This is a genomic window from Cyanobium sp. BA20m-14 (genome assembly GCF_024346295.1).
In genome coordinates, this window is sequence record NZ_JAGQCR010000103.1 from 1 (window position 1) to 10,605 (window position 10,605).

General features: G+C 60.4%; 13 protein-coding genes and 1 pseudogene. 6 read left to right on the forward strand and 8 right to left on the reverse strand.

Translation table 11 applies throughout. From position 1 onward, the window contains the following. Positions 1–133: 133 nt before the first annotated feature. Positions 134–616 (reverse strand): DUF4345 domain-containing protein, encoded by a 483-nt coding sequence (locus tag KBZ07_RS10575; protein WP_254931579.1) that lies wholly within the window; start codon positions 614–616, stop codon positions 134–136. A gap of 311 nt (positions 617–927) precedes the next feature. Here KBZ07_RS10575 and KBZ07_RS10580 point away from each other — a divergent pair, with 311 nt between their 5' ends. Continuing rightward, positions 928–1,464 (forward strand): DUF4236 domain-containing protein, encoded by a 537-nt coding sequence (locus KBZ07_RS10580; RefSeq protein WP_254931580.1) that lies wholly within the window; start codon positions 928–930, stop codon positions 1,462–1,464. Positions 1,465–1,912: 448 nt separating this feature from the next. Here KBZ07_RS10580 and KBZ07_RS10585 read toward each other — a convergent pair whose 3' ends face one another. The 4 genes from KBZ07_RS10585 to KBZ07_RS10600 form a co-directional block, all read right to left on the reverse strand. Further along, positions 1,913–2,137: a hypothetical protein gene (locus KBZ07_RS10585; protein ID WP_254931581.1), complete on the reverse strand. Its 225-nt coding sequence runs from the start codon at positions 2,135–2,137 to the stop codon at positions 1,913–1,915. A 226-nt stretch (positions 2,138–2,363) separates the two neighbouring features. Beyond that, the gene (locus KBZ07_RS10590; protein WP_396124019.1) at positions 2,364–3,653 is read right to left on the reverse strand and encodes a cytochrome P450; all 1,290 of its coding nucleotides are present in this window, start codon (positions 3,651–3,653) and stop codon (positions 2,364–2,366) included. 606 nt (positions 3,654–4,259) lie between these two features. After that, entirely contained in the window at positions 4,260–4,952 is a 693-nt protein-coding gene (locus tag KBZ07_RS10595; RefSeq protein WP_254931582.1) for a hypothetical protein, read from the reverse strand. A gap of 165 nt (positions 4,953–5,117) precedes the next feature. Then, positions 5,118–5,789 carry a DoxX family protein gene (locus KBZ07_RS10600; RefSeq protein WP_254931583.1) on the reverse strand — a complete coding sequence of 224 codons (672 nt, stop codon included), beginning with the start codon at positions 5,787–5,789 and terminating at the stop codon, positions 5,118–5,120. Positions 5,790–5,961: 172 nt separating this feature from the next. Between KBZ07_RS10600 and KBZ07_RS10605 the strand changes: the two genes are divergently transcribed. From KBZ07_RS10605 to KBZ07_RS10625, 5 genes are all read left to right on the forward strand, one after another. After that, a complete protein-coding gene (locus KBZ07_RS10605) occupies positions 5,962–6,225 on the forward strand; it encodes a hypothetical protein (RefSeq protein WP_254931584.1) in 264 nt (87 codons plus the stop codon). Between the two features lie 226 nt (positions 6,226–6,451). Next, positions 6,452–7,165: a lysophospholipid acyltransferase family protein gene (locus KBZ07_RS10610; protein ID WP_254931585.1), complete on the forward strand. Its 714-nt coding sequence runs from the start codon at positions 6,452–6,454 to the stop codon at positions 7,163–7,165. Between the two features lie 22 nt (positions 7,166–7,187). After that, positions 7,188–8,030, forward strand: a complete 843-nt coding sequence (locus KBZ07_RS10615) for an alpha/beta fold hydrolase (RefSeq protein ID WP_254931591.1) — start codon at positions 7,188–7,190, stop codon at positions 8,028–8,030. 107 nt (positions 8,031–8,137) lie between these two features. Continuing rightward, the gene (locus tag KBZ07_RS10620; RefSeq protein WP_254931586.1) at positions 8,138–8,323 is read left to right on the forward strand and encodes a hypothetical protein; all 186 of its coding nucleotides are present in this window, start codon (positions 8,138–8,140) and stop codon (positions 8,321–8,323) included. 421 nt (positions 8,324–8,744) lie between these two features. Further along, positions 8,745–8,963, forward strand: coding sequence for a hypothetical protein (locus KBZ07_RS10625; RefSeq protein ID WP_254931587.1), 219 nt, complete (start codon positions 8,745–8,747; stop codon positions 8,961–8,963). A gap of 83 nt (positions 8,964–9,046) precedes the next feature. Here KBZ07_RS10625 and KBZ07_RS10630 read toward each other — a convergent pair whose 3' ends face one another. The 3 genes and pseudogenes from KBZ07_RS10630 to KBZ07_RS10640 form a co-directional block, all read right to left on the reverse strand. Next, entirely contained in the window at positions 9,047–9,679 is a 633-nt protein-coding gene (locus KBZ07_RS10630) for an isoprenylcysteine carboxylmethyltransferase family protein (RefSeq protein WP_254931588.1), read from the reverse strand. A gap of 148 nt (positions 9,680–9,827) precedes the next feature. Continuing rightward, positions 9,828–10,094: a hypothetical protein gene (locus tag KBZ07_RS10635; protein WP_254931589.1), complete on the reverse strand. Its 267-nt coding sequence runs from the start codon at positions 10,092–10,094 to the stop codon at positions 9,828–9,830. A gap of 110 nt (positions 10,095–10,204) precedes the next feature. After that, a pseudogene (locus tag KBZ07_RS10640) lies at positions 10,205–10,605 on the reverse strand (photosystem II q(b) protein); the annotation flags it as partial.

Below are 10,605 nucleotides of genomic sequence, written 5' to 3' on the forward strand. Positions count from 1 at the left end.
GGCGGGGCAGTAACCAGACCCACCTGCCTTCGGGCCAACTCCACCACCCTTTCTTGCACAGGGGTCATTGTGCACACCTTGCAGTGACAAAATCCACCGGTCGGATCTGGCCTGCGCGTCTCGCCTGAGCGGCCTATATCAAGCCAACGGTGGCTTCAGAATTTCTGTCATGACTGAACAGGCAAAGAATTCCCCATGAGGCCAATACCAACTCTGCAACGGTATATCCAATGAGGATTGGACTTGGCCAGCCGTTTAGCAGCATGTTAAGAAGCCTGCCGGCTGCCAATCCAGACATAAATACTATCTCGCTAATTATGGCTGTACGCATCAGCGATCCACCACGGATCGCGCCCAACAGCCAAAGGACAAGGATTGCAAGGTAGAGACCCATTACGGCCCTAAGGATGTGAACTAAATCCCCGCCCATGGGTTGGATTTTCAAGAGTTTTGGGAGGATCCGATTTGGGTCAATTCCGTAGCTAAGCGCAATTGGCAGCAGCCCAGCTGCGGAAAAAATGAGATAAAGGCGACTCGGGTTCATAGTTTCTGGAATAGGTTTTGAATTAAAGCAGATATTGATTTTACACTGCTCCTCCTCCACGGGCTTGAGCATGTTGACGACTCGATGACGTAGGAGCCAGCACACTTTCTGGCGTGCTCTTCTCATGTCCCCACCGCAGATTGCACCTCTGTTTCATCAGCCTTCTCGGCAAGGCTCACCAGCAGGAGTGAGCAACAGCAGCATGGTGGCCTTGATGCTCAGCACCTTGGCCGTGCTGAACGGCAAGCAGGGGATCAGGAGCAAAGGGTGAACGAGAGTATCCCCATGCTGACGGGCGATCCGCCAACGGTGCATTCACTCAAGCCCTGGGCAGCTGCGGTGGTATCCACTGAGTACGAGGCGATCCAGAAGAGCGGCAAGGGATGCCCGCTGGGTTGGTATTCATCTGGTGGGTACTGCGTCAAGAGCCGCTGATTGCCATGGGCTTCCGCTTCCGCCGCTCCGCCCGCCTGGGCCCACTGCGCTTCAACTTTGCTAAGGGTGGGCTCAGCTCCATCTCCGTTGGCGGGCGGGGTGCCTCTTTCAACATCCCGGTGAACCGCAGCGGCGGCCCCCGGTCAACCGTGGGCCTGCCGGGCACCGGTCTGAGCTGGAGCGTGGAGCATTCGCCGGATCGTCCAACCGTGATCCCTGCGGGGAGAGCGGCGGGCCTACCCAACAGCCGCCGGCTAAGGCCAGGGCAGCTCGATGCCTTTAAGCAGTCACTGCTAGCGGTGCTGCGCAAGGAGCTGTTTGCACCCGGCTCCACCGGGGAGCAGCTATGGGACCACGGCCTGGTGAGCCGTCTGCTTGCTGCTGGCTCCTTAGCTGCACGAACCGCTGGCCTGCTGGCCGTGATCGAAACGCCGGAGGCGATGGAGGGGTACTTACTGCGGGCTCAGGGCCAGGACGATGCCTAGCCGCAGGCTTCTGCGAAGCAGTAGCGCCGGGCTCAGCGCTGCATCGAGGCGGCGGAGGAAGGCTCTCGCCTGGCCGCTGGGCGTGGCTGGCTCTCCTGACAAGGCAATGCAGGTCCAACTTTTCGGGCTATGTGCCCACCCTTGTCATATGAGCACGTGCAGCATCACTTCCAGCAGTCCATCGGAGAAGAGTCGATGGCTGCTGAGCTTGGTACTTCAAGTAGAGCAATCGAGCAGGTCTTCTTGACTTGCCAGGACCAAGTCCTGAACATTCAGCAGCTGCAATTGCTACAACGGCACGGATAGCTCACTTCGAAACATTGGCCGTGAGCCAGTGGATGTGATTCACCATTACCAGCTGCACAGCGAGGTGCTGCGAGTTGATTTCCTCTAGCCCTGCCGCAGTAGTGCCGGCTGGGCTGCAGAAGTCGTGTGGTGAGCTGATGGCTTACGACGCCTGTTGATAGAGCTCCTCCAGCCGCTCCCGGCTGAAGTCGACGTAAAGGACCTCGTCACCGGGCTCGGGAGCCTCAGGATGGCGCCTTGGCTTGCCGCCACTTCTTTGGGATGCAAGAGAAGCGGAGCCGCGTAGGTTCTGACTCATCAAGGCAAAAGCTCCACCGGCGATGAGCGCAAAGAAGATCAGGTAGACAGCAGCCAGGAGGTCGTTCAAGGGGTGGAAAGCTCTTGCCGTAAACCTAATGCAAAGAATTGTTAACCGCTGGCCACTTTGCCTCAATCCCATGAGCCCGATTCCTCAAGTTTTGACCTGAACAGCGGAGACCCGCAGCAGCGCCTGGTCTGCAGTCCCCGCCGATGTGGCTGCGGAAAATCGGCAGAGGGGCTTGAGAAGCAGCACGGTTCCCATCCGAGTCCCCCGTGCTGATGAGGCTGGAGGCTTAGCTGGCTGTGGAACGAGCGCGAACTAGCAGGCCATCCGCCGGAGAGGGGCTAGGGATGACCCTGAGCGTCAGGTCCTGATCCGCCTCCAGCGCCAAGGTCAGCTGTTTGAGCAGCCCCACCGCCAGCAGCCTGATCTCCAGCTCCGCAAGCGCCTTGCCCAGGCACACCCGCTCACCACCTCCATAAGGCAGCAAGGTGACCGTGGTGTCACCGTCCAAATGTCGCTGCGGCCGGAAGATTGCCAGATCCTCCGTATCGGCCCCATGGCGCTGGCTGGCGGCGATGCTCACCTGCACCACCCGATCGGCTGGCACCAGTACACCCGCTAGGGCAATGGGCTCCAGGGTGCGGCGGAAGAAACCACCTACTGGCGGGGTCAGCCGCATCACCTCCTTCACGACTGCATCGAGCCGCGGAGCCCGCAGGGCGTCGGTGGCGCTCCCAGCCTCCCCCTCCTCCGGCGGCCACGGCAAGACGTCGAGTTCCTCCCTTAGCCAGTCCAGCTCGGCTGGGTGTTGCAGCAGGGTCAGAAGCAAGCAGCTCAGGGCGGAGGCGGTGGTTTCGTAGCCGGCAAACAGCAGCAGCAGAAGCTGCTCCGCCACGTCGTCGTCGCCCAGGGGGAGACCGGCTTCATCGAGGCCACCGGCTAGCAGATCAAGGCCGCCGGCGGCGATGGGTGCTCCAGATGCCATGGCGGACTGCGCCTTCTTGAGCACAGCGCCTAGGCGCTTGAGCAGACGTTGGCGGGCTTGGCGGGCACGGGCGTAGGGGCTGCCGGGCAACGCCAGGGGAAGTGAGAAGAGACCCTGGCACCAGGTTTCAAAATCCACGAACAGGGCTTCGCGATCGATGGGGTCAAGCCCCAGCACCGTGCTCGCAATCACGCTGAAGGCAAAACGCCGAAGCTTTGGCACCAGGGCCACCGGCGCGTCTGAAGCGAGCAGCTCCTGGCTGAGCTCGTTGACCAGCGCCACGATCGTCGGGCTATAGCGCTTGAGGGCAGCAGAGGCGAACAGCTGGCCCACCACCCGGCGGCGGGCTTTGTGGTCGGCGCCGTTGCGGTTCGCCAACGACAGGGGCCCCAGCAGCTCTCGCACACTGTCGGGCCACCAGCCCTGAACCGCATCGCCCTGGGCGAACAGGTCGCCGATCGCCTGACCGCCGCGAATGAATACGGTCCGTTGCCCCAGCAGGCTGGTTTCGTACACATCGCCGTAGCGCTCGAAGCGGGAGCGGGCGAAATCAGGATCGCGAAAGAAGGCAAGGGTCTCGAGCACTCCGCTCAGCGCTGGCGTGCTCGGCAGGGGCTGGAGGGTGGCGGGATCGTGGGGCACCAAAGGCTGCTGGAATAGCGCCAAGGATGTCGGATCACAGCCGGCACCGCGCCGCCACAGACACGCAGCGGATCAGAACAACAGGCTGCTCAGAAGAGGAAGGCGATGCAGAGGCTCAATAGAGCCAGCCCTGCCAGACCGGTGGCAGCGAGAAGCGAAAAGGATTGAACCACCGGCAGCTCCAGCACGGCCCAAACCTAAAGCAATCCTTAAGGCCCGCAGTCATTCCGGCCTGGTCTCGGTGCAATCCTTCACGGCAGCGGAGGCCCGGCTCACGAAAGCCATCACTGCAGCGTGGGCCAGCCTGCCTCTGCTGACGATGCGGCTTGGGCTGATCCGCGCCTGACAATGGCGCTCAGCTGATCGAAGGACAGGGTTCGAGATCCATATTGTTCCCCCAGATAGCGGCGAAATGCTGATCTACCCGCGCCAATCGGCCTAGGACTAAGTGGAGATCAAAAGCTGAAAGTTCGCCGTCGGTGCTCCATTTCAGACAAGTGATAGGCATACAGCAGCCTGCGCTGATCGATCTGTTGGTCACTGGGCGGCCCGGAAGCATCAGGCCGCTAATGGCGGGGCTGGGAAGACCGTTAGACAGTCCTCCACCACAAGGCTGTGCTCGGCCTGGTTGTCGACCCTGAACCGTCCCCAGGTCGCCATCGGGTCGGAGCTGAGCGCTTCCGTTGGCAATACAAGGCGTTGGCCTCCGTAGGTGAGCCCCACACAGGTGAGGCTGGCGTCGTCGCCCAGCAGGCTCCAGAGCACGGAGATCAGGTTGCGGTCGTAAGGCGCAGAACTCAGCTCCTCAGGACAATCGACGATCGAGCCCGGCTTCAAGGTGAGGTGCAGGCCACGCTCCCAGCTCAGGAAGGTCCCGTCATGGGTGGGGTAAAACCAGCAGGTGGTATTGCTCAGCTCGCTTAGCGCCACGCGATCGACGCACCGCAGGCAGGTTGGGTCCTCCGTATCGCCCTGGTAGACACCGAGCCAGTGGTGCCGGGGTTCGATCCGAACCACCAGTGCTGCGCAGAGCAACTGAGTGCCATCACTGCTGCGGCGTTGCTCCCCGGTAAGACGACCATCGAGGGGAAGCAGCCCCAGATCGGGATGCTCAGAGCCCCGGTTGAAGATCCGCAGAGCGAAACCAGTGGAGGGCCCTGCGGCCTGCGCTTGCTGCAGAACCTCATGAGAAGTGGTGGCGTCAGGCAGCTGTAGTGCCGGGGCTACCACAAAGATCAGCGGTGGGTTCATGGATATAGCCGTGAGTCAGGGCAGTAGCTGGGGTGCCAATCCAACAAACGTGGCAGGGAGGCAGCAAAAGCCAAGGATGCTTGCATCAATTTCCCCCTACCGATTCGGTCCCTGTTGATCGAGGGAGGTGAGTCCAGAGGAAGAAGGCCAAAGCAACACGCCCGCTCATCCGCGGGCGTTGGAGTTGACGGTCACCGGGATGGCGCGCAGCTCGCCAGCGTCCAGTGAGGAGAAAGCAGGCTCAAGGTCATTGGTCGCGCTGAGGTCGTCGAGCACAGCCGGCACGATGCCGGCATCGAAGGAGAAGCGACCGGGGCCGTTGAACAGCAGGGCGAGGCTGCCGCCTAGATAGAGGACCACCAGCTCCAGCACATAGATGTTGAAGCCGGCTGTGGAGATGTGCTGATAGGCCGCCACCGTCATCGTGCCGCTGAGGGCCAGGGCACCCACGGGCGTAAGCAGGCCAAGGATCACCAGCCAGCTGCCAATCAGCTCCGAGAAGCCGGCGGCGTACGCGAAGAACAGCGGGAAGGGCAGGTGCAGCGAGGCCACATAGGTGTTGGCGAACTGCTGAGGATCGGCGAGCTTCTCCTGGCCGTGGTGAATCATCAGCCCGCCGATGCTCAGGCGCAGCAGCAGCAGACCGACGGAAGCCAGCAAACCTGGGCGCTGCAGGTAGGCGCGGACGGCAGGCGCCACTGCTGCGAGCCCAGCTAGAGGCGCAGACCTAGAGGCGGGAAAGTCAATTGCGACGAACCTGTTCATCGAGATGAACCAAAGGGCGACACAGGCGGCCATGAAGCCGCCGAACAGTTCGAGCAGGGTGTACGTGGACACGGGGTGGGAGGTCGTTTTCAAAAATCATGGCAAGCTTCATTAAGGAACGTGAAGCGCCACGGACATCCAGCCCAGCCTTGTCATGGCGGAACTTCCGGGCGGCGGCTCGGAGCCCCAGGCCTCACGGAGGCTCCGCCCGCCCACCAGCATGTAACTAGTTCGTTACAAAACGATGACCACTGGCGAACTGTTCCTCGAGAGCCTGAGCTCCGGGGTAATCACCCAGGCTGAGATCGACTGGCTGCTGAGCCAGCAAGATCACTTTGCCAGGACTGAGCAGGCAGCTATGCAGCGGCTGGGCCGCCTGCTCGATCAAGGGGAGATCCAGGTGGGCTGCCGGGTAGCACCGCAGCCACATCTGCCGCTCCAGGCGCTGAACGAGTGGACCGACCCGCTCGGACCAAGGCACCGATCCTCCCTGGCCCTGGCCGCCTGACGACAAGTCGATAGGAGGGGCGTTTCCAGTTTTTCCGACAGGATCGCCCGCCCATCAGCGCTGAAAGCCAAAAGGCTCAATTGTGCGCCTAACCGCCAGGATTGAGGCTTGCAACGGCCGCTTTTAGCTAAAGACTATTTGCAGCACAGATATATGAATTGCTCTTGAAAAGGGAGAGGCAGTATAAATACTTGGACAACATTTTCGTGAGTGGCAAGCAGCAAGCATGAAACAGCCCATCCCTTTGCAACTGTCTCGCAGCCTGCTTGATGTCGCTGGAATATCAGTTTCGTTGCATAACCTTGAGAGAATACCTACCAAAAACAAACTTCTAATTGTCAGCAACCATCGCAGCCTGCTGGATGCTCCACTGCTGATGACGGCGATCGGCCGCCATGTGCGATTCGCCTGTCACTACTACATGAGTCAAGTTCCGCTACTGCAGCAGGCAATTGCTTTGATGGGCGCCTTTCCGCTCGAGGCAGATCAGAGAAGGCAGGCATCGTTCTTCCGGCAGTCGGCCAGGTTTCTGCAAGCCAATCAGGTGGTGGGAGTGTTTCCTGAGGGTGCAGATCCGATGGTGAAGGTCAACGCCCCTCAGCAGCTCAGCCCGTTCTACAGGGGTTTTGCCCATTTAGCCCTGAAGGTGCCGGTAGATGGCCTAGCGATCCTGCCGATTGCCATTGCTTCAAGGGAGGAAAAACGGGGAAAGCTTGCCCCGCTTGCCTTGTTTCGGCGCTTTGATCCATCGGAAGCACTGTTTCAACGCGATGGCTGGCATTCTGCAATCCTCTATCGGCATGTTGATGTTCTCTTTGGCCATCCTCTGCTGATCGACGAGAGTTGGAAATCTCGGTATCGAGGTAGCGGCGGAGCTACTACAGCGCGAGAGCTCACCCAAGCCTGTTGGAGCCAGATCGCTGAATTGTTGGCCCGCTGATGCTTATTAGTACTCCTTGATCATGATCGCCACCCCGAAGTCTTTGCGGCTCCTTGCTTGTACACCTGTAACGGCATCACGACCGCTGTTTGTCTTTTTGCCGGGCATGGATGGCAGTGGTGCGCTGCTGCAACCACAGGTTGCTGGACTCAGCACTGGCTTTGACATTCGCTGCTTGTCTATTCCTCCAGACGACCTCAGAGGATGGGAGGAATTGACCGAGCAAGTCGCCGCACTGATCCGCATGGAGCAGCAACGGCATCCTGGGCGAAAGACCACAGTTTGTGGTGAATCATTTGGTGGTTGTTTGGCGTTGAAATTGATCACACGCTTTCCGAAGCTGTGTGACCAACTGATTCTGATCAATCCCGCCTCCTCAGCTCAGCGTCAACCCTGGATCGGTCCCTGCAGCTCTTTGACTCAACTGCTGCCCACGCCGATCTACCAGCTCTCCACCTTCAGTCTGTGCAATCTGCTGATTGCATCCCATCGGGTCAGCAGGCCCAGGCGGCATCAGCTGCTGGCCGCCATGCAGGCTGTGAGGCCTCAAAGCGCTGCCTGGAGATTGGCATTGCTTAAACAGTTCCGCCTGGAGGATCTGCCCCTGGATCGCGTGCGTCAGCCTGTTTTAATCCTGGCCTCAGAAGCGGATCGACTCCTGCCTTCTCAACGCGAAGCGAAGCGATTGGCACGCTTTCTTCCAGACACCACAATCGTTCAGCTTCCGGATAGTGGGCATGCCTGCCTTTTGGAGACTCAACTCAATTTGTCTGCCATCCTCAAGTCGCAGGATTTGTTTTTTGATCTGCCGGCGTCCACGTTGCCAATAGGCGCGCCAGCCCAGGCGGCTGCTGCCCTCTGGTAGCCCGGTGGCGTGGGTGAAGCCTGCGACACAGGAATTGGAATCATGCGGGAAACCGGCCGCGCCTAGCGTTACCACTGCTTAACGTTTCGAAACATTGCATCAAGGCCATGCTGGATTGTGAACTCAGTCGCCAGTTCGTTGTTGAGACCCAGGCAAGAGCCATCGATGCCTGCAACGACGTGGACGAGCTCAGGCGCATCGCCAAAACGTTGCTGACGGCTTGGCATCTGCAGACCGACATGACGCGGCACTTTGGCGCCCAAGCTCTGGGCATCAGCCCGCCATCGACATAAGCCTGTCCACTCTGGCGGTGGGTTGGCTCAACGTCGTGGGCCAACTCGACGCCGTAAGCGCTCCCCACTGCGGCGTGTCAGTCGTGTAGGGGTGATCAACTGCCTGGAAGTGCCTTGGCGGTTTATCGGCACAATTTCACCGGCGTTTGCACAAGCTCCCGCCTCCTGAACCCGCCGACTGCTGGTGATCTGCCCCATCGCCATGGGGCTCTGTCCATTTATGCAGCTCAAACCGCGGCTGCGGGGCTGACTTGGTCAGACCTACGAAAGGGTGCTGCAGCGCCGGATGGGTCTATTGATCACTGCGGTGGCGATGCAGATTCTGGTGAACGGACCAGAGGCTGTTTCCCGATCCTGGCCCGAGAGGGGCTGGGAATGGCAGAGAATGAGCCAGGCCAGTTCCTGATTACTCCCCAACGCCATGCCTGCTGATGTGGTGATCGGGGGGACAACGCTGCGATTGGCAAGGCGAAGCGATGTCGCCGTTGCCCTGCGTGTGGCAGCCCATTTCCAGCGCCGCATCGCTGAGGACGACTGGCGCCCCTATCAGAGCAGAAAGGATGCGGTACGGGTCTGGACCCGGCTGGGCGGCATCCGCATTCAGGTGATGGAAGCGCTGAGCCTGTTGAACGAATCCTGAAGCTCTGCTGCGCCCACAGCACAAGGGCATTACGGGCACGCAGGGCAGGTCGGCTGAGAGCCAGGGTCTGCTGGTTCCTGAGCTCACCAGATGCCTGGCAGCAGCCTGGCGCTGCACTGCTGCCAGGCGCTGAATTCCGGGTATTTCGCTGCCATCTGCTTCTCCTTCTCGCCGATGCGCTGCAGGTAGATCAGCAGCACCAGAGCCGGCACCAGGTAGGCCCAGATGTTGCCGGCCACCACCGCGAAGCTCAGGTAGCGCAGCAGATCGCCCAGGTAGTTCACATGGCGCACGCGCCGCCAGATGCCATCGCTCACCAGGCCAGCCCCCATCGCCTTGGCGGTGGTTTTCTGCGCATCGGCGCTGGCGTTGATCAAGCTGCCGAAGTTAAATAGCACCAGTGCCAGGGCCACGGCGGCCTGGGAGATCGGCACGGGATTGAGAAAGGCCAGCAGCCCCGGCAGGCTGTAGAACACGCCGATGAACAGCAGGGCGAAACCAAAGCTCACCACCCCTACGCGCTCGTTGAACAGTTGGCGGGTGCGTTCTGGAAACAGCCACTGCTCCAGCAGCCACCAGAGGCAGTAGCTGATGTGCAGGCTGAGGTAGAGCACCTGGCGCATGTCCTGCACCCCGATCACTGCCGCCAGCACCAGCAGCAGCACAATCGTGAGCGCCTTGGCGGTGTTGATTGCCGTGAGTTGGCTCCAGCCCATTAACACAACCGCGGTGGCGTCACCATACCGGCGCGTTCAGTTGGGCCAGGGCCGCGGTGGCTGTGCAGGCCACGCCATCCTCAGCGGCGAGCACCTGGTTCATCACAGGCTCCAGCGCCGGGGCGACTTAAACCGCCATGGCTGGCGATCAGGCTTGTGCGGACCGACGTCGCTGTATGGCGACAAACGCAGCGCCACCGCCCGCCAGGAGTAGCCCACCGCCGATGGCCAGAAACACCAGGGTCTGGAGCAGCAGCAGGAAGATTCCGAGTGCCGAACCAGCCACGATTTGAATTCTGGCCTTGATCAGCAGGGTGAGCAGCAACAGCACGGTGCCTTTAAGAGCCAATACCTGGGCTGTAGTGAACAGGCAGAAGGGATTGAAAAGCACGGCGAGAGTAAGAGCTTGTCCCATCGTGGCGGGTGATAGATCGAGGTAGTGCACCCAGCCAACAAAAAAGCCCCCTTATGCAAGGGAGCTTTTGGGATTCCGTTATTACCCAGCCGTAGCTGGGCTGTTGACTATCAACCGATTGCAGGTGCGGTCAGTGCTACGGGTGTGGCAGTAGCTGCTGCAAGGTCAAGCGGGAAGTTGTGAGCGTTGCGCTCGTGCATCACTTCCATACCCAGACCAGCGCGGTTCAGCACGTCTGCCCAGGTGTTCACCACACGGCCTTGGCCGTCGAGGATCGACTGGTTGAAGTTGAAACCGTTCAGGTTGAAGGCCATCGTGCTCACGCCAAGGGCGGTGAACCAGATGCCAACCACGGGCCAGGCAGCCAGGAAGAAGTGGAGGCTACGGCTGTTGTTGAAGGAGGCGTATTGGAAGATCAGGCGACCGAAGTAGCCGTGAGCAGCCACGATGTTGTAGGTCTCCTCTTCTTGGCCAAACTTGTAGCCGTAGTTCTGGCTCTCGCTCTCGGTGG

What these genes read in the sequence shown, in the direction of transcription:
- KBZ07_RS10575 (WP_254931579.1), bottom strand. Translation starts at nt 616, where the DNA reads ATGCTCAAGCCCGTGGAGGAGGAGCAGTGTAAAATCAATATCTGCTTT.
- KBZ07_RS10580 (WP_254931580.1), top strand. Translation starts at nt 928, where the DNA reads ATGCCCGCTGGGTTGGTATTCATCTGGTGGGTACTGCGTCAAGAGCCG.
- KBZ07_RS10595 (WP_254931582.1), bottom strand. Translation starts at nt 4,952, where the DNA reads ATGAACCCACCGCTGATCTTTGTGGTAGCCCCGGCACTACAGCTGCCT.
- KBZ07_RS10605 (WP_254931584.1), top strand. Translation starts at nt 5,962, where the DNA reads ATGACCACTGGCGAACTGTTCCTCGAGAGCCTGAGCTCCGGGGTAATC.
- KBZ07_RS10610 (WP_254931585.1), top strand. Translation starts at nt 6,452, where the DNA reads ATGAAACAGCCCATCCCTTTGCAACTGTCTCGCAGCCTGCTTGATGTC.
- KBZ07_RS10615 (WP_254931591.1), top strand. Translation starts at nt 7,188, where the DNA reads ATGATCGCCACCCCGAAGTCTTTGCGGCTCCTTGCTTGTACACCTGTA.
- KBZ07_RS10620 (WP_254931586.1), top strand. Translation starts at nt 8,138, where the DNA reads ATGCTGGATTGTGAACTCAGTCGCCAGTTCGTTGTTGAGACCCAGGCA.
- KBZ07_RS10625 (WP_254931587.1), top strand. Translation starts at nt 8,745, where the DNA reads ATGCCTGCTGATGTGGTGATCGGGGGGACAACGCTGCGATTGGCAAGG.
- KBZ07_RS10630 (WP_254931588.1), bottom strand. Translation starts at nt 9,679, where the DNA reads ATGGGCTGGAGCCAACTCACGGCAATCAACACCGCCAAGGCGCTCACG.
- KBZ07_RS10635 (WP_254931589.1), bottom strand. Translation starts at nt 10,094, where the DNA reads ATGGGACAAGCTCTTACTCTCGCCGTGCTTTTCAATCCCTTCTGCCTG.